At 52.5% G+C, this 26,311-nt stretch carries 22 protein-coding genes and 1 other annotated feature; of the genes, 11 read left to right on the top strand and 11 right to left on the bottom strand.

The features are described from left to right. Nucleotides 1-112: 112 nt before the first annotated feature. From maa to acrA, 5 genes are all read right to left on the bottom strand, one after another. Nucleotides 113-664, bottom strand: a complete 552-nt coding sequence (maa, locus tag ICA20_RS18130; protein WP_038638337.1) for a maltose O-acetyltransferase — start codon at nt 662-664, stop codon at nt 113-115. Nucleotides 665-849: 185 nt separating this feature from the next. Further along, on the bottom strand, nt 850-1,068 hold the full coding sequence (locus ICA20_RS18125; protein WP_002892050.1) for an HHA domain-containing protein: 219 nt from the start codon (nt 1,066-1,068) through the stop codon (nt 850-852). A gap of 27 nt (nt 1,069-1,095) precedes the next feature. Continuing rightward, nucleotides 1,096-1,470 carry an Hha toxicity modulator TomB gene (gene tomB / locus ICA20_RS18120; protein WP_003021733.1) on the bottom strand — a complete coding sequence of 125 codons (375 nt, stop codon included), beginning with the start codon at nt 1,468-1,470 and terminating at the stop codon, nt 1,096-1,098. A gap of 487 nt (nt 1,471-1,957) precedes the next feature. After that, nucleotides 1,958-5,107 (bottom strand): efflux RND transporter permease AcrB, encoded by a 3,150-nt coding sequence (gene acrB / locus ICA20_RS18115; protein ID WP_038638345.1) that lies wholly within the window; start codon nt 5,105-5,107, stop codon nt 1,958-1,960. A gap of 22 nt (nt 5,108-5,129) precedes the next feature. Then, nucleotides 5,130-6,323 carry a multidrug efflux RND transporter periplasmic adaptor subunit AcrA gene (acrA, locus tag ICA20_RS18110; RefSeq protein WP_038638348.1) on the bottom strand — a complete coding sequence of 398 codons (1,194 nt, stop codon included), beginning with the start codon at nt 6,321-6,323 and terminating at the stop codon, nt 5,130-5,132. 141 nt (nt 6,324-6,464) lie between these two features. Between acrA and acrR the strand changes: the two genes are divergently transcribed. Together acrR and mscK are read left to right on the top strand one after the other, a co-directional pair. Continuing rightward, the gene (gene acrR / locus ICA20_RS18105; protein WP_038638351.1) at nt 6,465-7,115 is read left to right on the top strand and encodes a multidrug efflux transporter transcriptional repressor AcrR; all 651 of its coding nucleotides are present in this window, start codon (nt 6,465-6,467) and stop codon (nt 7,113-7,115) included. A gap of 127 nt (nt 7,116-7,242) precedes the next feature. After that, nucleotides 7,243-10,608 carry a mechanosensitive channel MscK gene (gene mscK / locus ICA20_RS18100; protein ID WP_038638354.1) on the top strand — a complete coding sequence of 1,122 codons (3,366 nt, stop codon included), beginning with the start codon at nt 7,243-7,245 and terminating at the stop codon, nt 10,606-10,608. Between the two features lie 39 nt (nt 10,609-10,647). Here the strand turns inward: mscK and ICA20_RS18095 are convergent, their stop codons facing one another. From ICA20_RS18095 to priC, 3 genes are all read right to left on the bottom strand, one after another. After that, nucleotides 10,648-11,571, bottom strand: a complete 924-nt coding sequence (locus ICA20_RS18095; protein WP_038638355.1) for an Rpn family recombination-promoting nuclease/putative transposase — start codon at nt 11,569-11,571, stop codon at nt 10,648-10,650. A 69-nt stretch (nt 11,572-11,640) separates the two neighbouring features. Then, nucleotides 11,641-11,808, bottom strand: a complete 168-nt coding sequence (gene rsmS / locus ICA20_RS18090; protein ID WP_006685679.1) for a pleiotropic regulatory protein RsmS — start codon at nt 11,806-11,808, stop codon at nt 11,641-11,643. Nucleotides 11,809-11,822: 14 nt separating this feature from the next. Then, entirely contained in the window at nt 11,823-12,350 is a 528-nt protein-coding gene (gene priC / locus ICA20_RS18085) for a primosomal replication protein N'' (protein ID WP_038638358.1), read from the bottom strand. A gap of 69 nt (nt 12,351-12,419) precedes the next feature. On the opposite strand from priC, the gene ICA20_RS18080 reads away from it, so the two are divergent. The 8 genes from ICA20_RS18080 (at nt 12,420) to hemH (ending at nt 20,586) form a co-directional block, all read left to right on the top strand. Then, entirely contained in the window at nt 12,420-12,797 is a 378-nt protein-coding gene (locus ICA20_RS18080; RefSeq protein ID WP_038638360.1) for a DUF454 family protein, read from the top strand. Nucleotides 12,798-12,991: 194 nt separating this feature from the next. Further along, a complete protein-coding gene (apt, locus tag ICA20_RS18075) occupies nt 12,992-13,543 on the top strand; it encodes an adenine phosphoribosyltransferase (protein ID WP_006685676.1) in 552 nt (183 codons plus the stop codon). A 117-nt stretch (nt 13,544-13,660) separates the two neighbouring features. Next, complete coding sequence (gene dnaX / locus ICA20_RS18070; RefSeq protein ID WP_038638363.1) at nt 13,661-15,589, top strand: DNA polymerase III subunit gamma/tau; 1,929 nt, start codon at nt 13,661-13,663, stop codon at nt 15,587-15,589. Then, nucleotides 14,922-14,986: a sequence feature (DnaX frameshifting element), on the top strand. (Overlaps the previous gene by 65 nt.) Nucleotides 15,590-15,646: 57 nt before the next feature. After that, nucleotides 15,647-15,976: a YbaB/EbfC family nucleoid-associated protein gene (locus ICA20_RS18065; protein ID WP_003021764.1), complete on the top strand. Its 330-nt coding sequence runs from the start codon at nt 15,647-15,649 to the stop codon at nt 15,974-15,976. Beyond that, the gene (gene recR / locus ICA20_RS18060) at nt 15,976-16,581 is read left to right on the top strand and encodes a recombination mediator RecR (protein ID WP_003021767.1); all 606 of its coding nucleotides are present in this window, start codon (nt 15,976-15,978) and stop codon (nt 16,579-16,581) included. The genes ICA20_RS18065 and recR overlap by 1 nt, the downstream gene beginning before the upstream one ends. Nucleotides 16,582-16,691: 110 nt before the next feature. Continuing rightward, the gene (gene htpG, locus ICA20_RS18055; RefSeq protein ID WP_038638366.1) at nt 16,692-18,566 is read left to right on the top strand and encodes a molecular chaperone HtpG; all 1,875 of its coding nucleotides are present in this window, start codon (nt 16,692-16,694) and stop codon (nt 18,564-18,566) included. A 231-nt stretch (nt 18,567-18,797) separates the two neighbouring features. Further along, nucleotides 18,798-19,442, top strand: coding sequence for an adenylate kinase (adk, locus tag ICA20_RS18050; RefSeq protein WP_003021773.1), 645 nt, complete (start codon nt 18,798-18,800; stop codon nt 19,440-19,442). 181 nt (nt 19,443-19,623) lie between these two features. Beyond that, nucleotides 19,624-20,586, top strand: a complete 963-nt coding sequence (gene hemH, locus ICA20_RS18045) for a ferrochelatase (protein WP_038638369.1) — start codon at nt 19,624-19,626, stop codon at nt 20,584-20,586. Here the strand turns inward: hemH and aes are convergent. After that, the gene (gene aes, locus ICA20_RS18040) at nt 20,583-21,542 is read right to left on the bottom strand and encodes an acetyl esterase (protein WP_038638372.1); all 960 of its coding nucleotides are present in this window, start codon (nt 21,540-21,542) and stop codon (nt 20,583-20,585) included. The genes hemH and aes overlap by 4 nt on opposite strands. Nucleotides 21,543-21,693: 151 nt before the next feature. On the opposite strand from aes, the gene gsk reads away from it, so the two are divergent. Next, nucleotides 21,694-22,998: an inosine/guanosine kinase gene (gene gsk, locus ICA20_RS18035; RefSeq protein ID WP_038638375.1), complete on the top strand. Its 1,305-nt coding sequence runs from the start codon at nt 21,694-21,696 to the stop codon at nt 22,996-22,998. A gap of 89 nt (nt 22,999-23,087) precedes the next feature. Here the strand turns inward: gsk and ybaL are convergent, their stop codons facing one another. Then, nucleotides 23,088-24,767, bottom strand: a complete 1,680-nt coding sequence (gene ybaL, locus ICA20_RS18030) for a YbaL family putative K(+) efflux transporter (RefSeq protein WP_038638378.1) — start codon at nt 24,765-24,767, stop codon at nt 23,088-23,090. 225 nt (nt 24,768-24,992) lie between these two features. After that, a complete protein-coding gene (locus tag ICA20_RS18025; protein WP_038638381.1) occupies nt 24,993-26,213 on the bottom strand; it encodes an MFS transporter in 1,221 nt (406 codons plus the stop codon). Nucleotides 26,214-26,311 lie beyond the last annotated feature (98 nt).

Here is a 26,311-nt window from a genome sequence, read left to right as displayed (position 1 = left end):
TGCCTTCGTGATATCTGCAAAATTCAGGAGCGATCGCCCTATTTTAAAAGGGGATACCTGCTGAAGGTAGTAACAGATTAACCGCAATTTAGCATAACAGTTACATTTTAGATCACAGCGTTTTGATGATCCTCGCGGGATTACCGCCGACTACGCTGTTTGCCGGAACGCTTTTCGTCACCACCGCGCCAGAGGCTACAACGACATTATCACCGAGCGTTACGCCGGGATTGATCACTGCGCGGCCACCTATCCAGACATTGTTGCCGATAGTCACGGGCTTTCCGAACTCCAGGCCACTGTTGCGTTCGGTCGCATCCAGAGGGTGTGTCGCGGTATAGATATGGACGCCGGGTGCCAGCATGCAGTTGTCGCCAATATGGATTGGACAGACATCAAGCATGACGCAGTCGAAGTTGGCGTAAAATTCTTTACCGAGATAGATGTTATAACCGTAATCACAACGGAAAGAGGGTTCAATATATGCACCTTCGCTTTGACCCAGCAGATCATGCAGGATGGCCTGACGCTCACTTTTTGCCTCTGGCGAGGTGAGATTGTAGCGGTGAGTCAACTGACGAGCGCGTAGTCGGTCGTTGCGCAACGTTTCATCTGCCGGGCGATAGTGTTCGCCGGCGATCATTTTTTGCTTTTCTTTACTCATTACGAATTCCCTGTGTCCTGATGATCATTTCAGCACAGTAAAACGCAATGCAAGCAAGGGGAACGTTCCCGTTGATTCGCTGTGATCGTAATCACATGATTTGAATTAAATAACCATTGTAAATACGAAAATGGTCAGTCAGACAAACAAATGTCCCGCTATACCTGACTTAACCTCGAGAGCAATTAGCGAATGAATTTCCAAACGGAAGTTGGAATCTTGTCGTAGAGCTTATTCATGGTCAATTCAGCAAGACGGTGATCCGCTGCTGAGTAAAATACAGCCAGTTCGTTGTCGGACAATTCATATTTATTTTTTTCAATAACGCGCTCAAGCGTGTCAATTGTCTGGCAGCGTCGCAGGCGCATCAAATAATCTGTTTTAGTTAATGGTTTATCAGACATAACTCTTACCTATGATTGTAATAATTTTTAACAAGACAAACTAACAGGATTAGCCCTGGTGGCATTGACAAAACAGCGAAACAGTCGATTACCTGATTTCCGCCATTTCTGCAGATCCTGCGTATTAATACCATAACTGCTGAACAACATAAAAGTGTCATCCAGGTATTCATCTATCTGCGCAATCAGCTTATTGTCCTCATTGTACTTAATTTTATAATTAAGTGCGAAGGTTGCAATATGCTCTATCAGTTCATTGAGCTGCAAGCTGGTTGCAGAGGTAGGGTCGTTAACCCAGCCATGGTTACTTTGTTCAAGGTTTGCAAGACAGTCATGATACAGAGTTTCGCAGAGAAATTTAAGCTGCGCGATATCATGTCTTTTGGGTGAGTATTCATCCATAACGCATCCCCTTCTTCGTGGCTTAAACTAACCGAACACCTTCGGGATGGATACAACAAACTACCTGGAACTTGCCCGCGACTCCTGATGATTTAACTATAATCTAGTCTAAAAAAGATTTCATCGTCATATCACGAAAAATTACAATTATGCAAAATTATGACGTGGCGTCATATTTACATTTTAACAGATAAGTACAGTTATTTGAAATCGGACAATTTCTTTATTCTTCGGGCAATCATCGGGTTATCTTCATTAGCTATCGCAACGACAGGCAACAACCGCCAGGATGGCGCGATAACCAGGAATAATCTTAATATTTATTAAGGTAAATAAGAACTCTCAACACTTTTTAAGAATAGCCTTTAAGGCTACAGGGATTATATCGCTTATTTAAGCCGGAGAAAATAAACCGAATTTCAATAAGTGGATTTTATGATTTTTCCAGAAAAAAGGCCGCTTGCGCGGCCTTATCTTTAGAAAGGTATCAATGATGATCGACTGAGTGGCTATGCTCAATATCTTCATTTTTGCGGCTAAAGCGGCGGCGTACCACCACAAAGAACACCGGAACAAAGAAGATAGCCAACACGGTTGCCGTCACCATCCCGCCCATTACGCCAGTACCAACGGCGTTCTGCGCGCCGGAACCTGCGCCGGAGCTGATTACCAGCGGCATTACGCCCAGAATAAAGGCCAGTGACGTCATGAGGATCGGACGTAAACGCATGCGGACCGCGTCCAGCGTCGCCTCTATCAGACCTTTGCCTTCTTTATCCATCAGATCTTTGGCGAATTCGACGATAAGTATCGCGTTTTTCGCCGACAACCCAATGGTTGTGAGCAGGCCTACCTGGAAGTATACGTCGTTGGTCAGACCGCGGAATGTCGCCGCCAGCAATGCGCCGATAACCCCCAACGGTACTACCAGCATAACGGAGAACGGAATTGACCAGCTCTCGTACAATGCCGCCAGACACAGGAAGACGACGATCAGTGAAATGGCATACAGGGCAGGGGCCTGGTTACCGGACAGTCGTTCCTGGTAGGACATACCCGTCCAGTCATAACCGATACCGGATGGCAGTTTGCTGGCCAGTTGCTCCATCATCGCCATCGCTTCACCGGTACTTTTACCCGGTGCGGCCTGGCCTAAGATCTCCATGGAAGGCAGACCGTTATAGCGTTCCAGACGCGGTGAACCGTATTCCCAGCGTGAGGTAGAGAAGGCGGAGAATGGGACCATCTGTCCATCGCTGCCGCGTACGTACCAGTTGCCAATATCTTCCGGCAACATACGGTATTTCGCTTCAGACATGACGTAAACTTTCTTCACACGACCACGGTCGATGAAGTCATTCACGTAGCTTCCGCCCCATGCGGCACCCAGCGTTGTATTAATATCGCTAATGGAAACACCCAGCGCCTGCGCTTTTTCCTGATCGATATCGATCTTGAACTGCGGCGTATCTTCCAGACCGTTAGGACGTACGCCGACTAACAGATCAGGATGTTTCGCAACTTCACCAAACAGTTGGTTACGCGCCTGGGTCAGTTTTTCATGGCCCAAACCAGCCTGGTCAATCAACTGGAAGTCAAAACCAGTGGCGGTACCTAACTCCACAATCGCTGGCAGGTTGAAGGCAAAGACCATTGCATCTTTAATCTGCGAGAATGCGCCCATCGCACGCTCGGTAATCGCCTCAACTTTATTCTCTTTACCTGGACGTTCGCTCCAGTCTTTCAGTGAGACGAACGCAATACCAGTGTTCTGACCACGACCCGCAAAACCGAAGCCGTTAACGGCAAATACCGATTCAACGTTCGCTTTTTCTTTCGTCAGATAGTAATCCGTCATTTCATCCAGCACCTTCTGGGTACGCTCTTGCGTTGCACCCGCTGGCAGCTGAGCCATTGACAGGAATACCCCCTGGTCTTCATCTGGCAGGAACGAACTTGGCAGACGAACGAACAGATAGGCCATGCCCACGACGATGATCAGATACAGCGCCAGATAACGACCGGTGCTGCGCAGAATACCGCCCACGCTGTCGGTGTAATGATGCGTGCTCTTATCGAACATGCGGTTAAACCAGCCGAAGAAGCCTTTTTTACCTTCTCCGTGATCGCCTTTAGCAATCGGTTTGAGCATGGTCGCACACAGGGCAGGGGTCAGAATCAATGCCACCAGTACTGACAACGCCATCGCGGAAACAATGGTGATGGAGAACTGACGGTAAATTGCACCGGTAGAACCCCCGAAGAATGCCATCGGAATAAATACCGCTGACAGCACCATCGCGATACCCACCAGCGCGCCCTGAATCTGGCCCATTGATTTACGTGTCGCTTCCTTCGGCGGTAGTCCTTCTTCCGCCATAACACGTTCAACGTTCTCGACCACCACGATGGCATCATCCACCAACAGGCCGATGGCGAGCACCATCCCGAACATCGTCAGGGTGTTTATCGAGAAGCCGAAAATCGCAAGGACGGCAAACGTACCCAACAGCACCACCGGCACGGCGATAGTCGGAATCAACGTCGCGCGGAAGTTCTGCAGGAACAGATACATGACCAGGAACACGAGGATGATTGCTTCCGCCAGCGTTTTCACCACTTCGTGAATAGAGATTTTCACGAACGGCGTGGTGTCATACGGGTAAACGATCTTCAGACCTGACGGGAAGAACGGTTCCATCTTCTTCAGTTCATCGCGGATAGCGTTTGCCGTGTCCAGGGCGTTAGCGCCTGTCGCCAGCTTGATACCCAGACCGGATGCTGGTTTACCGTTGAACTTCGCAATGATGTCGTAGTTCTCGCCGCCCAGCTCCACTTTCGCCACGTCGCGTAAACGAACCTGGGAACCATCCTGATTCACTTTCAGCAGAATTTTGCTGAACTCATCGGCGGAGGTCAGACGGGTCTGCGCGATGATCGACGCGTTAAGCTGCTGGCCTTTCACCGGCGGCGTACCACCTAACTGACCGGCGGCAACCTGGGCGTTTTGCGCTTTGATTGCGTTGATGACATCAACTGGCGTCAGCTGGAAATTGTTCAGTTTGTTCGGATCCATCCAGATACGCATTGCGTACTGCGAACCGAACAGCTGAACATCGCCCACGCCTGAAGTACGGCTAATGGCGTCCTTCATGTTGGCGCCAACGTAGTCGGAAATATCCTCCTGCGTCATGGTGCCATTGGTGTTGATAACACCGACGACCATCAGGAAGCTGCTGGATGACTTCTCAACGCTAACCCCTTGCTGCTGTACTTCCTGCGGCAGTAAAGGCATAGCCAGCTGCAGTTTGTTCTGCACCTGTACCTGCGCGATGTCCGCATCAGTACCAGACTGGAAGGTTAGGGTGATCTGCACGGTACCCGTGGAGTCACTGTTTGAGGACATGTACATCAGGTTATCGATACCGTTCATATTCTGTTCGATAACCTGCGTAACAGTATCCTGTACTGTTTTGGCATCAGCGCCAGGGTAGGTCGCGGAGATCGTCACTGCTGGCGGTGCAATAGTCGGATATTGCGCTACCGGCAATTTGAGGATCGCGAGCCCCCCTGCCAACATGATGATAATGGCGATCACCCACGCAAATATTGGGCGATCGATAAAGAAATTAGGCATGTCTTAACGGCTCCTGTTTAAGTTAAGACTTGGACTGTTCAGGTTGGCTACCGCTTGCGGCTTGCTGGTTGTTATCCGCGGTAATCTCCTGGGCTTTTACCTGCGCGCCAGGACGTACTTTTTGCAACCCAGTGACAATCACGCGGTCGCCCGGCTTAAGTCCATCAGTGACTAACCATTTATCGCCAATCGCTTGTGCGGCGACAATTTGACGCATTTCAACTTTGTTATCTGCACCGATAACCAAGGCACTGGCATCGCCACGCGGTGTGCGGGTAACGCCTTGCTGCGGAACCAGTAATGCAGTTGGGTTAGTCCCTTCTTCCAGACGAGCACGGACGAACATTCCCGGTAATAAGGTGTGATCCGGGTTAGGGAAGATGGCGCGTAACGTAATCGAACCGGTGGTTTGATCTACCGTAACATCGGAAAACTCCAGCGTACCGGCCTGCGGGAACTTGATGCCGTCATTGGTCACCAGCTCGACTTTCGCTTTACCGTTCTCTTGCTTCAGCGTGCCGTTGGCCAACTCTTGTTTCAGGCGCAGGAAGTCGTTACTTGACTGCGTCACGTCTACATAGATAGGGTCCAATTGCTGAACGGTAGCCAGTGCGGTCGCCTGACCGTTTTGCACCAGAGCGCCTTCCGTAACGGATGACTTACCAATGCGGCCGCTGATCGGCGACGTCACTTTGGTATAGGCCAGATTGATGCGTGCAGTTTCTACTGCGGCTTTCGCGGCGACAACAGCGGCGTTCGCCTGCTGTGCGTCTGCCAGCGCGCTATCGTAATCCTGTTGACTGATGTACTTAGTACCCAACAGTTTCTGATAACGTTTGACCGTCAGTTGAGCGATATTTGCTGCGGCTTGTGCTTTGGCCAGATCGCCTTTTGCGCTCTCATAAGCGGCCTGGTAAGTCGCAGGATCAATCTGATAGAGAGATACACCCGCTTCGATGTCACCACCTTCCGTGAAATTACGCTTCAGGATAATACCGCTAACCTGAGGACGAACTTCTGCAATGCGATACGCACTGGTGCGACCCGGGAGTTCGGTTGTTATCTGTAGAGGTTCAGTTTTGAGCGTAACAACTCCAACCTCTGGCATCTGCTGGCCCCCTTGTTGGGCCTGTTTGTCGTCACATCCTGTTAGCGCTAAGCTGCCTGAGAGCATCAGAACGACTGCCAGAGGCGTTAACCCTCTGTTTTTGTTCATATGTAAACCTCGAGTGTCCGATTTCAAATTGATCAATGGCTTAAAGCCCATAAACCCATTGCTGCGTTTATATTATCGTCGTGCTATGGTACATACATTCACAAATGTATGTAAATCTAACGCCTGTAAATTCACTGACCTATGGCACGAAAAACCAAACAACAAGCACAGGAAACACGACAGCACATTCTCGATGTTGCTCTGCGTCTGTTTTCGCAACAAGGGGTATCATCCACCTCGCTTGCGGAGATCGCAAAAGCCGCTGGTGTCACGCGCGGCGCAATCTATTGGCATTTCAAAAACAAATCGGATTTATTCAGTGAAATTTGGGAGCTAGCAAAACCTAACATTGATGAGTTAGAGACTGAGTATCAAGCAAAATTCCCCGACGATCCACTATCAGTATTAAGAGAAATTTTAATTTACGTTCTTGAAGCTACCGTGACAGAAGAACGCCGACGTTTGTTGTTGGAAATTATATTCCACAAATGCGAATTTGTCGGGGAAATGGCCTCTGTTCAGTTGGCTCAACGCAGTCTGTGTATTGAAAATTACGACCGTATCGAACAAACATTGCGGCAGTGCATGAATGCCAACATGCTGCCGGAAAATCTGAACACGCGTCGCGTGGCGGTGCTGTTGCGTAGCTATGTTACGGGACTTATAGAGAACTGGTTATTTGCTCCTGAATCTTTTGATCTGAAAAAAGACGCGCGTGAATACGTCGCAGTACTACTGGAGATGTGTCTTCTCTGCCCAAGCCTGCGGGTTAACGTGGCGAAATCCTGCTAACTTTTGCGGTCTGAACCAGGAATTATCCTGGTCGTTTTGCCTGCTGCTATTCTGCTGCTCACAGCCGTGATATTCTTGCCGCTTGACTATTTCCGGTCACTTTTCCGGTTCAGAAACGTTCATTCTCATGACTATGTTGCAGCTCTATAAACGTTCACAGCATCTTATTGCTATTACCTTTCTTTTCTTCATTTTATTGCTTTCTTGCCAGTCGTCAGCATTTGCACGGGCGCAACAGAGTGGGGATCTGCCGACGAAAGCGGATATTCAGAGCCAACTGGACGCGCTGAATAAACAAAAAGATCTCTCCGCGCAGGATAAGCTGGTTCAGCAGGATCTGACCGATACCATCGCCACGCTGGATAAAATCGATCGCGTGAAAGATGAGACCGTACAGCTTCGGCAGAAAGTTGCCGAGGCGCCGGAGAAAATGCGTCAGGCGACGGATGCGCTAAATTCGCTCAGTGATGTTGATAATGACGATGAAACGCGAAAAACGCTGAGTACGCTCTCCTTACGTCAACTGGAGTCGCGCGTGGCGCAGGTATTGGATGACCTGCAAAGCGCGCAAAATGATTTGGCCGCTTATAACAGCCAACTGGTATCGCTGCAGACTCAGCCAGAGCGCGTGCAAAATGCGATGTACACCGCGTCGCAGCAAATGCAGCAAATCCGCAATCGGCTTGATGGTAATAATGTGGGGGAGGCGGCGTTGCGCCCCAGTCAGCAGGTGCTTCTGCAGGCGCAGCAAGCGCTACTGAACGTGCAGATCGACCAACAGCGTAAAAGCCTTGAAGGCAATACGATTTTGCAGGACACCTTGCAAAAACAACGCGATTACGTGACGGCAAACAGCAATCGTCTTGAGCATCAGCTCCAGCTCCTGCAAGAGGCTGTAAACAGCAAACGGCTGACGTTAACCGAAAAGACGGCGCAGGAAGCGGTATCGCCTGACGAAGCTGAGCGTATTCAGTCTAATCCGTTAGTGAAGCAGGAACTGGACGTCAACCATCAGCTTAGCCAGCGTCTGATCGCCGCGACCGAAAACGGCAATAACCTGATGCAGCAAAATATTAAGGTTAAAAACTGGCTCGATCGCGCGCTGCAATCCGAACGCAATATTAAAGAACAGATCGCCGTCCTGAAAGGCAGTCTGTTGTTGTCACGTATTCTGTACCAGCAGCAACAAACGCTGCCGTCCGCAGATGAGCTTGCTGATATGACCAACCGGATCGCCGATTTGCGTCTGGAACAATTTGAGGTCAACCAGCAGCGTGACGCCCTGTTCCAGAATGATGCGTTTGTCGCCAAACTGGAAGAAGGGCACAGCAACGAAGTCAACGGTGAAGTCCATGATGCCCTGCTGCAGGTCGTGGATATGCGCCGGGAGCTGTTGGATCAGCTGAATAAGCAACTGGGCAACCAGTTGATGATGGCGATTAACCTGCAAATCAACCAGCAGCAGTTGATGAGCGTGTCGAAAAACCTGAAAGGGATCCTCACCCAGCAAATTTTTTGGGTTAACAGTAACCGTCCAATGGACTGGGACTGGATCAAAGCCTTCCCGCAAACGCTTAAAGACCAGTTTAAGTCGATGAAAATCACCGTGAACTGGGAAAAAGCCTGGCCGGCGGTATTTATTGCCTTCCTGGCAGGGTTGCCGCTGCTGCTCATTGCCGGGTTAATCCGCTGGCGTTTGAAATGGCTGAAAGAATACCAGGCGAAATTAGCCGCCGCGGTAGGCAACCTGCGTAATGACAGTCAGCTCAATACGCCAAAAGCGATACTGATCGATCTCATCAGAGCGCTGCCAGCGTGTCTGATTATCCTCGCCGTGGGGCTGATTCTGCTTACCATGCAGCTGAATATCAGCGACCTGCTGTGGGCGTTCAGTAAGAAGATGACTGTCTTCTGGCTGGTATTTGGTTTGTGCTGGAAGGTGCTGGAAAAAGATGGTGTGGCGATACGCCATTTTGGCATGCCTGCAAAGCAAACCAGCCACTGGCGTCGCCAGATTGTGCGTATTAGCCTGGCGTTGTTACCGCTTAACTTCTGGTCAGTTGTTGCTGAACTGTCGCCGCTCAATCTGATGGATGATGTGCTTGGTCAGTCCGTTATTTTCCTCAACCTGTTGCTGATCGCCTTCCTGGTATGGCCAATGTGCCGTGAAAGCTGGCGTGACAAAGAGTCGCATGGTCTGCGTCTGGTCACCATTACCGTGCTGTCTATTATCCCGATTGCATTGATGGTGCTGACGGCGACAGGGTATTTCTACACCACGCTGCGCTTGTCGGGCCGCTGGATTGAAACGGTTTATCTGGTTATTGTCTGGAACCTGTTGTATCAGACGGTGCTCCGCGGGTTGAGCGTGGCGGCGCGGCGTATCGCCTGGCGTCGTGCGTTAGCGCGTCGTCAGAACCTGGTGAAAGAAGGGGCAGAAGGCGCAGAACCGCAAGAAGAACCGACCATTGCGCTGGAGCAGGTTAACCAGCAAACCTTACGTATCACCATGCTGGTGATGGTTGCCTTGTTTGGTGTTCTGTTCTGGGCAATTTGGTCCGATCTGATCACCGTGTTCAGTTACCTCGACAGCATTACGCTCTGGCATTATAACGCTACAGAAGCGGGGGCCGCAGTGGTGAAAAGCGTCACCATGGGCAGCCTGCTGTTTGCGATTATTGCGTCAATGGTCGCATGGGCGCTGATCCGTAACTTACCCGGCCTGTTGGAAGTGCTGGTGCTCTCGCGACTGAAGATGCGCCAGGGGGCGTCGTATGCGATCACCACCATTCTTAACTATGCGATCATCGCCATCGGTGCGATGACGGTCTTCGGTTCGCTCGGCGTCTCGTGGGATAAACTACAGTGGCTGGCCGCAGCCTTGTCGGTTGGTCTTGGTTTTGGTTTGCAGGAGATTTTCGGTAACTTTGTTTCCGGTCTGATTATTCTGTTTGAGCGCCCGGTACGCATCGGTGATACCGTGACTATCGGAACATTCTCGGGAACGGTCAGCAAGATCCGTATTCGTGCCACCACCATTACCGACTTTGATCGCAAAGAGGTGATCATCCCGAACAAAGCCTTTGTGACGGAGCGGTTGATCAACTGGTCGCTTTCCGATACCACCACGCGTCTGGTGATCCGCATTGGCGTGGCCTACGGTTCGGATCTGGAGAAAGTGAAGAAAGTGCTGCTGCAGGCGGCGATGGAACACCCGAAAGTGATGCACGATCCAGAACCAGCGGTGTTCTTTACCGCCTTCGGCGCCAGCACCTTGGATCATGAGCTGCGTTTATACGTGCGTGAACTGCGCGATCGTAGCCATACGGTTGACGAACTTAACCGTGCGGTCGATCGTTTGTGTCGTGAAAATGACATTGATATCGCCTTTAACCAGCTCGAAGTGCACCTGCATAATGCGAAAGGGGACACCGTGACCGAAGTTAAGCGTGACATCATCAAAGGTGATGATCCGACGCCTTCGGTAGGTTAAGTTGCAATCAGGGCGGCCATTTTGCCGCCCTGATTGTATTTAGTGAGTCAGCGCTGTCAGTTCTTCCTGCGTCAGGCCCGTAAGGTGTGTAATCAGATCCGGTTCCAGGCCGCGGGCGAGCATTTTTTGTGCGATATCACGCGCTTCTGCCTGCCGACCTTCTTCTAACCCTTTTTCCAGCCCTTGCTGCATGCCTTCCGCTCTACCTTTTTCTTCTAACCATTCAGCAATTGTCATCAGCTGTTCCTTGTACTGTGGCGCACTCTGCGCCAGTTGGCGGACAAGTACGCCGGGTTCCGTGGTATTTCCTGCTTTCAGCATGTAATTAATCAAAACGTCGAGCTGATATTCTGTCAGGCGATCCTGCGTTAAGAGCGTAATGAGTTGATCCAATAACTCGCTCAGATCGCGTTGCCGAATATGTTTTTGCAGGAGTTCCAGCATCGCTACCCGTTGATGCTGCATGATCTGATTATCTGGCATAATGGTCAGGTCTACCAGCGCAAATTCATTGCCATAAAGCGCTTTCGCAAGCTGTGGCTCGCTAAACAACTGATGCCAGTTGAGAGTATAGGGCCACGGGCTTTCCGTACCATGATAAAACAGTACAGGTACCACCAAAGGTAAGGTTTTATGCCCGGCGTTAAGGTGATGCTGCATAGCAGCAACAGCGTAGCGCATCAGGCGAAAGGCCATTAATTTATCGGGTTTACTCTGATGCTCAATCAGCGCATAAACGTAGCCGGGTCCATGTGTTGTTTGCAGGGAATAGAGGATATCTGAATAGCAGGTGCGTAAATCGTCCTCAATAAAGCTGCCTGATTCCAGCGTTAATGTTTCCATATCGCATATATTGAGAAAAGCTCGAGGCAGATGGATCTGCAAAAAATCTCGGGCGACCTCTTTTTGCGTCAGCATTTGCCGAAAGACCGCATCGTGCGGCGTGGTGGGGAGCCGTTCCATGATCTGTCCGTTATCGTCGTGATGTTGCGACGACTCTGACATCGAAGCCAATGACAGACCAGAGGGCAATCAATCAGTTTGCGAGGCGCCTTCCGCACTTTTAAGCTTATTTTCATAATCGCGCATAACGATCTCCAGCGCGCGTAGCACTGTGCGTGCTGGAAGCTGATTTTCTTCAAGTAAAACAATCAAATCGACGGCCAGTTTGACCTCGTCCGGGGCGTTCTCTAATGACATAAATTCTCCGGGGATTAACGGGTTAAACGCGCCAGCACGGCTTCTATTCTTGCCAGCGCATGGCGACAGCGCGTCAGTCGCGCCTCGAATGCTTCTACTTCACGATGCAATTTCTGTTGTTCTTCAAAACCCGTAGCCTGGGACAGGCGCTCCTTGCGTTCACGCGTCATTTCAACCAGCCGGCGTTCAAATTCCTGGTGTTGAACCCGCTTGCGCTGCCAACGCGCCAGGCCGGGAGAGGCGCAGTCCCACTCTCTGAGCGACCAACTGGCTGTTTCGCGTGAAATCGCCTCTAACTGTGAAGCAAGGTGTTCCGCAAGCCAGCTAATTTGGGGGAGTTGTTGCTGATCCACCGCGCGGCGTAGGGCCGTGAGATTATCTTCTGCTTCATCCAGACACGCCTGCAGCAACGTGCTGCGAGTGTGAAACAGATGCCTGTCAAAGCGGGCGCTAAGCGTTGTATGATGCGCCAACGGGGCACAACGCTTTCGCAGGCGGTTAAGCTGGTTTTCGAGCGTCTGTAGCAGCATGACGGTTTTCACGACAACACTCCGATGAAAATGAGAACTGTTATGCTAAAGTAGCGATTCTCTGTGTTAAGTACTCATATTATGCAACGCATTATTCTAATCATCATTGGCTGGCTAGCGGTAGTATTAGGAACGCTGGGCGTGGTATTGCCGCTATTGCCCACGACGCCATTTATCCTGTTGGCTGCCTGGTGTTTTGCCCGCTCATCGCCGCGTTTTCACGATTGGCTGCTGTATCGTTCGTGGTTCGGCGGGTATCTGCGCCATTGGCAAAAACACCGCGCGATGCCGCCGGGCGCAAAGCCGCGCGCTATTTTGCTGATATTGATTACGTTTGGTATTTCACTGTGGTTGGTCAATATGATGTGGGTACGCGGCCTGCTGCTGGTTATTCTCGCCTGTTTACTGATTTTTATGTGGCGGATCCCGGTGATTGATGAAAAACAACAAAAGCAGTAAAGCGCAATAATCGCTGTTGCAATTGTCGCTCACAGCCAGTAAATTCGACCGTTTTCGAGCACAGGCGCAGGTGGTCAAAGGTTAAGCAAATGTAACCCTGGCCCTTAATATAGACACAAAATCATTCAAGACACGTCGAGGATGAAGTGTATAGTGCGCCGTGAAGTAATACCGAATTAATCAGGCACAAACTTATGACCGCGACTGCACAGCAGCTTGAGTTTCTCAAAAATAGCATCAAAAGCATCCACGACTACCCGAAACCGGGCATTCTTTTTCGCGATGTCACCAGCTTACTGGAAGACCCGAAAGCCTACGCCCTCAGCATTGAATTGCTGGTTGAACGCTATAAAAATGCGGGTATCACTAAAGTGGTTGGCACCGAAGCGCGTGGCTTCCTGTTTGGCGCGCCGGTAGCATTGGGTCTGGGCGTCGGCTTTGTTCCGGTACGTAAACCCCGCAAGCTTCCGCGTGAAGTGATCGCCGAGAGCTATGAGCTGGAATACGGCACCGATCAGCTGGAAATCCACGTTGATGCCATCAAACCGGGCGATAAGGTACTGGTTGTGGACGACCTGCTGGCAACCGGCGGCACGATTGAAGCCACCGTGAAACTGATCCGCCGTCTGGGGGGCGAAGTGACCGATGCTGCATTTATCATTAACCTGTTTGACCTGGGCGGCGAACAGCGCCTGGAAAAACAGGGGCTGACCTGTTATAGCCTGGTTCCGTTCCCGGGCCACTAAGTCGGCTATCTCATCTCGGCTGAAGTAATACCGAGACACACAACCTCGCCGTCGCTGCGAGGTTGTGTTAGCATTATCCTCCTGTGAATCCACCCTCCAGCCTTTCAGAGCCTGCCAATGAGTTATCAGGTCTTAGCCCGAAAATGGCGCCCACAAACCTTTGCTGACGTTGTCGGCCAGGAACATGTGCTGACGGCACTGGCGAACGGCTTGTCGTTAGGGCGTATTCATCATGCTTATCTGTTTTCCGGCACCCGTGGCGTCGGGAAAACCTCTATCGCCCGTTTGCTGGCGAAGGGACTAAACTGTGAAACCGGTATTACCGCCACGCCGTGCGGCGTGTGCGATAACTGCCGTGAAATCGAGCAGGGGCGTTTTGTCGATCTGATTGAAATCGACGCCGCCTCACGCACCAAAGTCGAAGACACCCGCGACCTGCTGGATAACGTCCAGTACGCGCCTGCGCGCGGTCGCTTTAAGGTCTATTTGATCGACGAAGTGCACATGTTATCGCGCCACAGCTTTAACGCCTTGCTGAAAACGCTCGAAGAGCCGCCTGCACACGTTAAATTCCTGCTGGCGACCACCGATCCGCAGAAGTTACCGGTGACTATCCTGTCGCGCTGTTTGCAATTCCATCTTAAAGCGCTGGATGTTGAACAGATTCGCCATCAGCTTGAGCATATCCTCAAACAAGAGCATATCGCCCATGAGCCACGCGCGTTGCAACTGCTGGCCCGCGCCGCGGACGGCAGCCTGCGCGATGCGCTGAGTCTTACCGATCAAGCGATCGCCAGCGGCGATGGTCAGGTGTCGACCGACGCGGTGAGCGCCATGCTCGGCACATTGGACGATGACCAGGCGCTCTCGCTTGTTGAAGCGGTTGTCGCGGCTGACGGCGAACGCGTTATGACATTGGTGAACGACGCCGCCGCGCGGGGTATTGAATGGGAAGCGCTGCTGGTTGAGATGTCGGCTTTGCTGCATCGCATTGCTATGGTACAGCTTTCGCCCGCCGCGCTCGGCAGCGATATGGCCGCCATTGAACAGCGTATGCGCGAACTGGCGCGAATCGTTCCGCCAACTGACATACAGCTTTACTACCAAACCCTGTTAATCGGGCGCAAAGAACTGCCGTATGCGCCGGACAGGCGAATGGGCGTCGAAATGACGCTACTGCGTGCGCTGGCTTTTCATCCGCGCATGCCACTGCCGGAGCCTGAAGTCCCGCGCCAGTCGTTTGCCCCCGTCGCGCCGACTGCGGTGATGACCCCGACGCAAGTACCTCAGCAGTCTGCGCCAGCGCAACAGCAACAGAATGTGCCGCTCTCCGAGGCCACCAGCCAGGTGCTGGCGGCGCGCAGCCAACTGCAACGCGCTCAGGGAGCAACCAAACCAAAAAAGAGTGAACCGGCAGCCGCTTCCCGCGCGCGGCCGGTGAATAATGCTGCGCTGGAAAGACTGGCCTCGGTGTCGGAGCGTGTTCAGGCGCGTCCGGCCGTCTCTGCGCTGGAAAAAGCGCCGGCGAAGAAGGAAGCGTATCGCTGGAAAACGACCAATCCCGTAGCCGAAGTTAAAGAAGCCATTGCCACGCCGAAAGCGTTGAAAAAAGCGCTTGAGCATGAAAAAACGCCGGAACTGGCGGCAAAGCTGGCGGCAGAAGCCATTGAGCGCGACCCCTGGGCTGCTCAGGTGAGCCAGCTTTCGCTGCCTAAACTGGTGGAGCAGGTGGCGCTTAATGCCTGGAAAGAAGAGAATGGCAACGTGGTTTGCCTGCACCTGCGTTCCTCGCAACGGCATCTTAATTCCAGCGGCGCGCAGCAAAAACTGGCCGAAGCATTGAGTACCTTAACGGGGTCAACGGTTGAATTGACCATCGTTGAAGATGATAATCCTGCGGTGCGCACGCCGCTGGAGTGGCGTCAGGCCATTTATGAAGAGAAACTCGCGCAGGCGCGTGAGTCGATTATTGCGGATAATAACATTCAGACGCTGCGTCGTTTTTTCGATGCAGACCTGGACGAAGAGAGTATTCGCCCCATTTGATCGTCAGCCTGATGGTTGGACGGTCGTCATCCCTTAACGTGATTGAGAGAGAAGCCTATGTTTGGTAAAGGCGGTCTGGGTAACCTGATGAAACAGGCCCAGCAGATGCAGGAAAAAATGCAGCAGATGCAGGAAGAAGTCGCCAAGCTGGAAGTGACCGGCGAATCTGGCGCGGGTCTGGTAAAAGTGACCATCAACGGCGCGCACAACTGCCGTCGCGTGGAGATCGATCCAAGCCTGCTGGAAGACGACAAAGAGATGCTGGAAGACCTGGTCGCTGCGGCATTCAACGACGCGGCGCGTCGCATTGAAGAGACGCAGAAAGAGAAGATGGCTTCTGTTTCTTCCGGAATGCAGCTGCCGCCTGGCTTTAAGATGCCGTTCTGATGCAAACCAGCCCGCTGTTAACTCAGCTTATGGAAGCACTGCGCTGTCTGCCGGGCGTTGGCCCGAAGTCTGCGCAGCGCATGGCATTCACGCTACTTCAGCGCGATCGCAGCGGCGGGATGCGTCTGGCGCAGGCGTTAACGAAGGCGATGTCGGAAATCGGCCACTGTGCCGATTGCCGCACCTTCACAGAGCAGGATGTCTGTAATATCTGTTCGAACCCGCGTCGCCAGGAAAACGGTCAGATCTGTGTGGTGGAGAGTCCGGCGGACATCTATGCCATTGAGCAAACCGGCCAATTTTCTGGACGTTACTTCGTGCTGATGGGGCACCTGTCGCCGCTGGACGGTATTGGCCCTGATGATATCGGGCTGGATCGCCTTGAACAGCGACTGGCGTCTGAGCAAATCAACGAACTGATCCTCGCGACCAATCCCACGGTCGAAGGAGAGGCGACCGCCAACTATATTGCTGAGCTTTGCATGCAGTATGGCGTTGAAGCCAGCCGTATCGCCCATGGCGTACCGGTCGGCGGCGAGCTGGAAATGGTCGACGGCACCACGCTGTCGCACTCTCTGGCTGGGCGTCACAAGATTAAATTCTGAACAAACGGAGGCCGCGACGGCGGCTTCCGCTTGAAATCCTTCGCGCTTGTCCCCATTTCACCCTCAACGTGTTTTTACCATTGAAAATGGCATTGTTGAGGTAGATCTACATGAAAGGACAAGAAACTCGTGGTTTTCAGTCAGAAGTAAAACAGCTTCTGCATCTGATGATCCATTCTCTGTATTCCAATAAAGAAATCTTCCTGCGTGAGCTCATCTCTAACGCCTCGGATGCGGCAGACAAGCTGCGTTTCCGCGCACTGTCTAACCCGGACCTGTACGAGGGGGACGGTGAACTGCGTGTGCGTGTCTCCTTCGATAAAGATAAGCGTACGTTGACCATTGCTGATAACGGCGTGGGGATGAACCGTGATGACGTCATCGATCATCTGGGGACCATTGCGAAATCCGGCACCAAATCTTTCCTCGAATCCATGGGCTCCGATCAGGCGAAAGACAGCCAGTTGATCGGTCAGTTCGGGGTTGGCTTCTACTCGGCGTTTATCGTGGCCGATAAAGTGACCGTACGTACCCGCGCGGCGGGCGACAAACCTGAGAACGGCGTGTTCTGGGAATCTGCGGGCGAAGGTGAATACACCGTTGCCGACATCACCAAAGACGATCGCGGCACCGAAATCACTTTGCATCTGCGCGATGGCGAAGACGAGTTCCTTGATGACTGGCGCGTACGTTCCATCATCAGCAAATATTCCGACCATATCGCGCTGCCGGTAGAGATCGAAAAATCCGAAGAGAAAGACGGCGAGACCGTGGTTTCCTGGGAAAAGATCAACAAGGCGCAGGCGCTGTGGACGCGTAACAAGTCGGAAATCAAAGACGACGAGTACAACGAATTCTACAAGCATATTGCCCACGACTTCACTGACCCGCTGACCTGGAGCCACAACCGTGTGGAAGGTAAGCAGGAGTACACCAGCCTGCTGTACATTCCGTCGCAGGCGCCGTGGGATATGTGGAACCGCGATCACAAGCATGGTCTGAAACTGTACGTTCAGCGTGTGTTCATCATGGACGACGCCGAGCAGTTTATGCCGAACTACCTGCGCTTTGTGCGCGGCCTGATAGATTCCAACGATCTACCGCTGAACGTTTCCCGTGAGATCCTGCAGGACAGCACCGTCACCCGTAACCTGCGCAGCGCGCTGACCAAACGCGTGTTGCAGATGCTGGAAAAACTGGCGAAAGATGATGCCGAGAAATACCAGACTTTCTGGAAACAGTTCGGCCTGGTGCTGAAAGAAGGTCCGGCGGAAGACCACGCTAATCAGGAAACTATCGCTAAGCTGATGCGCTTCGCGTCTACGCACACAGACTCCTCCGCACAGACCGTGTCGCTGGAAGACTATATCTCCCGTATGAAAGAAGGGCAGGAGAAAATCTACTACATCACTGCAGACAGCTATGCGGCGGCGAAGAGCAGCCCGCACCTGGAACTGCTGCGTAAGAAAGGCATTGAAGTGCTGCTGCTTTCTGACCGCATCGATGAGTGGATGATGAACTACCTGACTGAGTTCGACGGCAAGCCGTTCCAGTCCGTTGCGAAAGCCGACGAGTCCATCGATAAGCTGGCGGATGAAGTGGACGAGAGCGCGAAAGAAGCGGAAAAAGCGCTGACGCCGTTCGTTGAACGCGTGAAAACGCTGCTGGGCGATCGCGTCAAAGACGTGCGTCTGACCCACCGTCTGACCGACACGCCGGCCATCGTCACCACCGATGCGGATGAAATGAGCACCCAGATGGCGAAACTGTTCGCTGCTGCGGGTCAGGCCGTACCGGACGTGAAATATATCTTTGAACTTAACCCGGACCACGTGCTGGTAAAACGCACGGCGGATACCCAGGACGAAACGCAGTTTAAAGAGTGGGTTGAACTGCTGCTGGATCAGGCTCTGTTCGCCGAACGCGGCACGCTGGAAGATCCGAACCAGTTCATCCGCCGTATGAACCAGTTGCTGGTATCCTGATAGCCATCATCTAATGCCGGATGGCGCTAACGCGTATCCGGCCTACCATATCTTTTACTCGTAGGCCGGATAAGGTGTGTACACCGCCATCCGGCAATTTCACTCCTTATTTTCAATTTTCCCTCCATTAACCGTTTCAGCGTCGGGCGTCTTCCTTGAGCCAATTGCGTGATGGTGGTATCGTTTAGCGCTTTTTAAAAAATATCGACAACCTTTAAGGGGATTTTCGTAATGCGTATCATTCTGCTTGGCGCTCCGGGCGCGGGTAAAGGAACTCAGGCTCAGTTCATCATGGAGAAGTATGGTATTCCGCAAATCTCCACCGGTGATATGCTGCGTGCCGCCGTGAAATCTGGCTCCGAGCTGGGCAAACAAGCGAAAGACATCATGGACGCCGGTAAGCTGGTGACTGATGAGCTGGTGATCGCGCTGGTAAAAGAGCGTATTGCTCAGGAAGACTGCCGTAATGGTTTCCTGCTCGATGGCTTCCCGCGTACTATTCCGCAGGCTGACGCCATGAAAGAAGCAGGTATCAACGTGGACTACGTTCTGGAGTTCGACGTACCTGACGAGCTGATCGTTGACCGTATCGTGGGTCGTCGCGTACACGCTGCTTCTGGCCGCGTTTACCACATCAAGTTCAACCCGCCTAAGGTTGAAGGTAAAGACGATGTAACCGGTGAAGAGCTGACCACCCGTAAAGACGATCAGGAAGAGACCGTACGTAAGCGCCTGGTGGAATACCATCAGATGACCGCGCCGCTGATCGGCTACTACTCTAAAGAAGCGCAGGCGGGTAACACCAAATACGCGAAAGTTGATGGCACTCAGGCTGTTGCTGACGTGCGTGCAGCGCTGGAAAAAATCCTCGGTTAAGTTTTAGCGCAGTCAATGCCGGATGGCGGTGTAAACACCTTATCCGGCCTATGATTTTTTTGTAGGCCAGATAAGCGCAGCGCCATCAGGCAAATTCATGTCTTACCTCTCGCAGCAATTAGTTCTTCTTCATCACTTTTCCGCTACAATTATCAACAATTTGAATCGATAAGAGGCGGTAATGCGTCAGACGAAAACCGGTATCCTGCTGGCAAACCTCGGCACCCCCGATGCCCCCACTCCTGAAGCTGTTAAACGCTACCTGCGCCAGTTTTTAAGCGATCAACGTGTAGTTGATACTTCCCGCCTGCTGTGGTGGCCGTTGCTGCGTGGGGTGATCCTGCCGCTGCGTGCGCCACGCGTGGCAAAGCTATATCAGTCAATCTGGATGGAAGAGGGTTCGCCGCTGATGGTCTACAGCAAGGCACAACAGCAGGCGCTGGCACAACGCCTGCCCAATACGCCTGTTGCGCTGGGCATGAGCTATGGTTCGCCTTCGCTTGAAAGCGCAGTCGACGAACTGCTGGCAAGTGGCGTAGAACACATTGTCGTGTTACCCCTGTACCCGCAATATTCCTGTTCGACGGTGGCGGCGGTGTGGGATGAACTCGCGCGCATCCTGGCGCGTAAACGCGGTATTCCCGGCGTCTCCTTTATTCGTGATTACGCCGATGACAGCGCTTATATTGACGCGCTGGCAAAAAGTGCCCGTGACTCCTTCGCCAAACACGGCGAACCCGATTTACTGCTGCTCTCTTACCATGGGATTCCACAACGTTACGCCGACGAAGGCGATGACTACCCGCAGCGCTGTCGCGATACGACGCGTGAGCTGGTCTCTGCGCTTGGCCTGCCGCCGGAAAAAGTGATGATGACCTTCCAGTCGCGTTTTGGTCGCGAACCGTGGCTGACGCCGTATACCGACGAAACGTTAAAAATGCTGGCGGAGAAAGGGACCCGACATATCCAGGTTATGTGTCCGGGCTTTGCGGCAGATTGCCTTGAAACGCTGGAAGAGATCGCGGTGCAAAACCGGGAGATTTTCCTCGAGGCTGGCGGCCAGCAGTATGAGTATATTCCGGCGCTGAACGCCACACCGGAACATATCGAAATGATGGTTAAACTGACCGCAGCCTATCGTTAAAGTTGTGCTTTGAAGTAATGCGCGCCCTCCCGCAAGGCATCGTCGGCGGTTTTCATCATCCGCGAGTAGTGCAGGAAGGCGTGCAGCGTGCCGGGGTACATTTTGTACTGGCAGGGCTGCTGATGTGCCTGTAGCGTCTGAAATAATAAGCGGCTGTCGTCAATCAACGGATCGAACTCCGCGCCGGCGATAAAACACGGCGGCACGTCGCGCGTCAGGTCGTTATTGAATAAGCAATAATACGGTGACTCGCGATCGTCGGCGCTACGCAGGTACGCGTTTTCGTACATCTGCAGATCCTCCCGCGATAAACCATCCCACGCTCCGCCCATCAGCCGTCGGCTGGGCGAATCCTGCAGGCCGTAAAGTCCATACCACAGCAATATGCCAGCGACTTTGCCGCAGGCAATCTGTTTGTCCCGCAGCCACAACGCGCTGGCAAGCGCCAGCATCGCGCCAGCGGAATCACCGGCAAAACCAATATGATCCACATTCAAAGAATAGTCGCCCGCGTGTTGGTGATAATACTGACAGACGGCGACAATCTCCTCGATGGCTTGTGGGAAACGAGCCTCCGGCGAGAGAGAATAGTCGATGCCAATTACCGTGCACTGCGTGTAAAGCGCCAGTAAGCGCATAATGCGATCGTGAGTATCCAGATTACCAAGAATGAAACCGCCGCCGTGCAGATAATACAGCGTGGCCTGGCTATGGGGTTGCGGAGAATAAATTCGCGTGGCAACGGGGCCGCGCGCGGTAGAAATGACGCATTCTCGGGTATTCATCTGCGGGGCATCGGCATTCCACAATTGCCGTTCGTGGATATAGTGTTGGCGCTGGGCCACGATGTCATCGGCGGCGGGCCAGGGCGGCAGATCGTCGCGATGAAAATTCACCACGGTTTTCATTTCGTCTGAAATTCTGTCGAGTACGGGGATCTTATTTTCCGGCTTCATAAACGCTCCTTGTGAAGGTGATTTATTGTAGAAATCCCCCCCGTATAAACTGCGATCCCATCGTCCGATATTGAAACTCAGCGCCGCATCGCATGCGTACAGGGGAATGTGCTACCATGCACCGCTCAGCTAATCACCCGTAAAATCGACCATGAAATTTCCCGGTAAACGTAAATCCAAACACTATTTTCCTGTCAGCGCGCGCGATCCGTTGCTGCAACAGATTCAGCCTGAAAATGAAACCAGCGCAGCCTGGGTGGTGGGTATCGACCAGACGCTGGTAGATATTGAAGCCAAAGTTAATGATGACTTTGTAAAGCGTTATGGATTAAGCGCCGGGCACTCTCTGGTGATTACAGACGATGTCGCCGAAGCGCTCTACCAGGAACTGGTACGTGACAATTTGATCACTCATCAGTTTGCCGGTGGAACTATCGGTAACACGATGCACAACTACTCCGTGCTGGCAGATGACCGCTCGGTGCTGTTGGGCGTGATGTGCAGCAATATCGAGATTGGTAGCTACGCGTACCGTTATTTATGTAATACCTCCAGCCGTACCGATCTGAACTACCTGCAGGGCGTTAATGGACCGATTGGTCGCTGCTTTACGCTGATTGGCGAATCCGGTGAGCGCACGTTCGCTATCAGCCCCGGACATATGAATAAGCTGCGGGCGGATAGCATCCCTGAGGCGGTTATTGCCGGGGCCTCCGCGCTGGTGCTGACCTCCTATCTGGTGCGTTGCGAACCGGGCGAGCCGATGCCGGAAGCGACCATGAAGGCGATTGAATATGCCAAAAAACACAATGTGCCGGTGGTTCTGACGCTGGGTACCAAATTTGTTATTGCCGATAACCCACAGTGGTGGCAGGCATTCCTGAAAGAGCATGTCTCCATTCTGGCGATGAATGAAGAAGAGGCCGAAGCACTGACCGGCGAGAACGATCCGCTGCTGGCGTCCGACAAAGCGCTGGATTGGGTGGATCTGGTGCTGTGCACTGCGGGTCCGGCGGGTCTGTATATGGCGGGCTTTACGGAAGAAGAAGCCAAACGTAAAACCCAGCATCCGCTGCTGCCAGGGGCTATTGCCGAATTCAACCAGTATGAATTCAGCCGCGCCATGCGCCATAAAGATTGTACTAATCCGCTGCGCGTGTATTCGCACATCGCACCGTATATGGGCGGGCCTGAAAAGATCATGAACACCAACGGCGCTGGCGACGGCGCGCTGGCGGCATTGCTGCATGATATTACCGCCAACAGCTACCACCGCAGCAACGTGCCTAATTCCAGCAAGCACAAGTTCACCTGGCTGACCTATTCGTCGTTAGCTCAGGTATGTAAATATGCTAATCGCGTGAGTTATCAGGTGCTGAATCAACATTCACCACGCCTGACGCGCGGTTTGCCAGAACGTGAAGACAGTCTCGAAGAGTCGTACTGGGACCGCTGAGTTCTTGCCCGATGGCGCTGCGCTTATCGGGCCTACTCTGGTGTGGGAATACGTAGGCCGGATGGCGTAGCGCCATCCGGCACGTAATATTAACTGGCAGTAGCAACGTCGCCGGCAGGTGGCGTTTCAATCAGCTCCAGCATAGTGCGGGCGATTTCACGCTCGCCCATGACGACCTGATTGGCCCCGCGGTCGGTAATATATTCCACTTCATCGTCATAATGCGCGCGGGCGATAATCTCAATCGACGGGCACTTTTCGCGAGCGGAAGCGACGATTTCACCGGCTTCATAGCCGTTTGGAATTGTCAGCAGCAGCCAGCGCGCGCAATCCAGATGCGCCAGATTCATTATCTCTTCGTTGGCGGCATTTCCCAGCACCGCGCGGATCCCGCGCTCACGCAGTTCATCCACCCGCGTACGTGAGGTTTCGATAACCACCAGCGGAATCCCGGCAGCCATCAATTTTTCGCCCAGCAGACTACCGACGCGGCCAAAGCCTACCAGCAGGGCGTGATTGCAGATATCCACCGGAATTTGTTTCTCTTCTTCGATGGCTTCTTCCAACGTCTGCTCTTCCAGCGTTTCGGTTTTCGCGAGATATTTTTCTAACACCGCGAACAGTACCGGATTGAGCATAATCGACAGAATAGCTCCCGCCAGCACCAGGTTTTGCCCGGCCTGCGGTAACAGGTTTAGCGCCATTCCCAGACCCGCCAGGATGAAGGCAAACTCACCAATCTGCGCCAGGCTGGTGGCAATGGTGAGCGCTGTACGTTGGGAGTGGCCAAACAGGCGCACGAGGAAATAGGCGGCAACGGATTTACCAAAGACGATAATCGCCAGCGTGCCCAGTACCGCCAGCGGTTGCTGGATCAAGATTAACGGATCAAACAGCATACCAACGGATACAAAGAACAATACGGCGAACGCATCGCGCAGCGGCAGGGTGTCATGCGCCGCACGGTGGCTCAGTTCGGATTCGTTCAGCACCATGCCAGCGAAGAACGCGCCCAGAGCAAAGGAGACATCGAACAATTCCACTGCGCCAAACGCGATACCTAATGCCAGGGCAAGGACTGACAGAGTAAACAGCTCTCGTGAACCGGTTGCGGCGCTACGCGCCATGATCCACGGTACCAGGCGACGGCCAACCAGCATCATAATGGCGATAAACGCCACCACTTTACCAATGGTAATGCCCATATCGACGGCCAGCGATGCAAAGCCGACATCTTCTTTTTCCAGCATTCCGGCGACGGCGGGCAGAAGAACCAGCGTCAGCACCATCATCAGATCTTCAACAATCAGCCAGCCTATAGCAATTTGCCCGCGCTGGCTGTCAATAAGCTGCCGTTCCTCAAGCGCACGCAGTAGCACTACGGTACTGGCGGTTGAAAGACACAGTCCAAAGACGATACCCACCACTAGCGACCAGCCCATCACCGCTGAAAGCGCCATACCCAGTAGCGTCGCCACAGCTATCTGGGCAATCGCGCCGGGAATGGCGATGGACTTTACCGCCATCAAATCCTTCAAGGAAAAGTGTAGCCCCACGCCGAACATCAGCAGAATTACGCCAAGTTCCGCCAGTTCAGGCGCGAGTTTGGTATCAGCAACAAAACCAGGTGTAAATGGACCGGCCAGAACGCCCGCTAACAGATATCCCACCAGAGGAGAAATACGTAGTTTATTGGCAATCATGCCTAATATAAAAGCGAGCACAAGGCCGCCGACAATGGTGGTGATAAGCGGGGTGGCGTGATGCATTCCGTCTCCTTTGGTTGCTGTGTTGATCCTGAAAACCTCAATTCCGAGTAATAGTTTATGACAATTTTAATGTTTATGTTTATGAATAATTATTGAATTTTGATGAAAACGGGATTTTAGACGTAAAAAAGCACGGATCGGAAAACTACAGGGGTATGCGGGGAGTAAAGGCTGATGGTCTCTGTAAGTGAAGACGGCCAAAGTTTACTTTTGGCCGTCAGAAAATCAGGCTTTATGTCGGTTATCAGGTAAGAATATGGTCAGTATCCCCAGAAGTGGCAGGAAAGCACATATTTTATAGACCAAATCAATACTGGTATGGTCAGCAATCAGCCCTAAAACCGCGGCTCCTAAGCCGCCCATGCCAAAGGCAAACCCGAAAAATAGCCCAGAAACCATGCCGATACGACCCGGAAGTAGCTCCTGCGCGTAGACCAGAATGGCAGAAAAGGCAGATGCGAGGATAAAACCAATGATCACGGTTAAAATCCCGGTCCATTCCAGCGTTGCATAGGGTAAAACGAGGGTAAATGGCGCTACGCCGAGGATAGAGCCCCAAATAACATATTTTCTGCCAATCTTATCACCTAACGGTCCACCAATTACGGTCCCGGCCGCAACGGCAAACAGGAAGGCAAACAGATGAAACTGGGCGTTTTGTACCGATAATCCGAATTTTTGCATCAGATAAAAGGTGTAATAGCTGCTGATGCTCGCCATATAGAAGTATTTGGAGAAAATTAGCACCAGCAGAATGCTAACCGCCAGTACCACTTTATTACGCGGTAATGGATTAACAACAGTGACTTTCGGTTTTCCTTTGCTCATCCGATGCTGCGCGGCATACCAACGGCTGATTTGCGCCAGAACCACAATCGCTAATAACGCGGCCAACACAAACCAGGCTACATTACCTTTACCATATGGCGCGATGATGACAGCCGCCAGCAAGGGCCCGAGAGAGCTACCGAAGTTGCCGCCAACCTGGAAAATTGACTGGGCGAGGCCATGACGACCGCCGGAAGCCATTCGCGCCACGCGGGATGACTCCGGGTGAAACACCGATGATCCCGTACCGACCAGCGCCGCGGCGAGTAATACCATATGGAAACTGCCTGCCATGGCCAGCAATACGAGCCCGCTTAGCGTGAAGCACATACCAATAGGCAGCGACCACGGCATTGGATATTTGTCCGTCCAGTAGCCGACAACCGGCTGAAGCAGCGAGGAGGCGAGCTGGAAGGTTAGCGTAATCATCCCGATCTGCATAAACGTCAGCGAGAACTCTGACTGCAAGAGCGGGTAAATCGCCAGGATCAGCGACTGGATCATATCGTTTAGCAGATGAGAGAGACTGATCGCCCCTAAAATGCCAAATGAGGTGCGTGCTTTAGCAACCGACGCTGACGCGCCAGCCACTGGCGGGGTTGGTTCACTTATTGCCATAGAAAGTCACTTCTGTTTGGGTTGCGATTATGAGGGTAATCTATTTTGTTATTATTACCTGCCTAACATACCTGCGGAAGGTGTTTGAAGGAAGTCTC

It is taken from the genome of Citrobacter sp. C5_2 (assembly GCF_014596845.2).
In the GTDB taxonomy this organism is placed as follows: Bacteria; Pseudomonadota; Gammaproteobacteria; order Enterobacterales; family Enterobacteriaceae; genus Citrobacter; species Citrobacter werkmanii.
The sequence above is the reverse complement of the archived record's forward strand: the minus strand, read 5'-3'. Positions and strand labels throughout refer to the sequence as shown.

Excerpts from the sequence above, each read along its gene's own strand:
- maa (WP_038638337.1), bottom strand. The coding sequence starts at position 664 with ATGAGTAAAGAAAAGCAAAAAATGATCGCCGGCGAACACTATCGCCCG.
- ICA20_RS18125 (WP_002892050.1), bottom strand. The coding sequence starts at position 1,068 with ATGTCTGATAAACCATTAACTAAAACAGATTATTTGATGCGCCTGCGA.
- tomB (WP_003021733.1), bottom strand. The coding sequence starts at position 1,470 with ATGGATGAATACTCACCCAAAAGACATGATATCGCGCAGCTTAAATTT.
- acrB (WP_038638345.1), bottom strand. The coding sequence starts at position 5,107 with ATGCCTAATTTCTTTATCGATCGCCCAATATTTGCGTGGGTGATCGCC.
- acrA (WP_038638348.1), bottom strand. The coding sequence starts at position 6,323 with ATGAACAAAAACAGAGGGTTAACGCCTCTGGCAGTCGTTCTGATGCTC.
- acrR (WP_038638351.1), top strand. The coding sequence starts at position 6,465 with ATGGCACGAAAAACCAAACAACAAGCACAGGAAACACGACAGCACATT.
- mscK (WP_038638354.1), top strand. The coding sequence starts at position 7,243 with ATGACTATGTTGCAGCTCTATAAACGTTCACAGCATCTTATTGCTATT.
- ICA20_RS18095 (WP_038638355.1), bottom strand. The coding sequence starts at position 11,571 with ATGGAACGGCTCCCCACCACGCCGCACGATGCGGTCTTTCGGCAAATG.
- rsmS (WP_006685679.1), bottom strand. The coding sequence starts at position 11,808 with ATGTCATTAGAGAACGCCCCGGACGAGGTCAAACTGGCCGTCGATTTG.
- ICA20_RS18080 (WP_038638360.1), top strand. The coding sequence starts at position 12,420 with ATGCAACGCATTATTCTAATCATCATTGGCTGGCTAGCGGTAGTATTA.
- apt (WP_006685676.1), top strand. The coding sequence starts at position 12,992 with ATGACCGCGACTGCACAGCAGCTTGAGTTTCTCAAAAATAGCATCAAA.
- dnaX (WP_038638363.1), top strand. The coding sequence starts at position 13,661 with ATGAGTTATCAGGTCTTAGCCCGAAAATGGCGCCCACAAACCTTTGCT.
- ICA20_RS18065 (WP_003021764.1), top strand. The coding sequence starts at position 15,647 with ATGTTTGGTAAAGGCGGTCTGGGTAACCTGATGAAACAGGCCCAGCAG.
- recR (WP_003021767.1), top strand. The coding sequence starts at position 15,976 with ATGCAAACCAGCCCGCTGTTAACTCAGCTTATGGAAGCACTGCGCTGT.
- htpG (WP_038638366.1), top strand. The coding sequence starts at position 16,692 with ATGAAAGGACAAGAAACTCGTGGTTTTCAGTCAGAAGTAAAACAGCTT.
- adk (WP_003021773.1), top strand. The coding sequence starts at position 18,798 with ATGCGTATCATTCTGCTTGGCGCTCCGGGCGCGGGTAAAGGAACTCAG.
- hemH (WP_038638369.1), top strand. The coding sequence starts at position 19,624 with ATGCGTCAGACGAAAACCGGTATCCTGCTGGCAAACCTCGGCACCCCC.
- aes (WP_038638372.1), bottom strand. The coding sequence starts at position 21,542 with ATGAAGCCGGAAAATAAGATCCCCGTACTCGACAGAATTTCAGACGAA.
- gsk (WP_038638375.1), top strand. The coding sequence starts at position 21,694 with ATGAAATTTCCCGGTAAACGTAAATCCAAACACTATTTTCCTGTCAGC.
- ybaL (WP_038638378.1), bottom strand. The coding sequence starts at position 24,767 with ATGCATCACGCCACCCCGCTTATCACCACCATTGTCGGCGGCCTTGTG.
- ICA20_RS18025 (WP_038638381.1), bottom strand. The coding sequence starts at position 26,213 with ATGGCAATAAGTGAACCAACCCCGCCAGTGGCTGGCGCGTCAGCGTCG.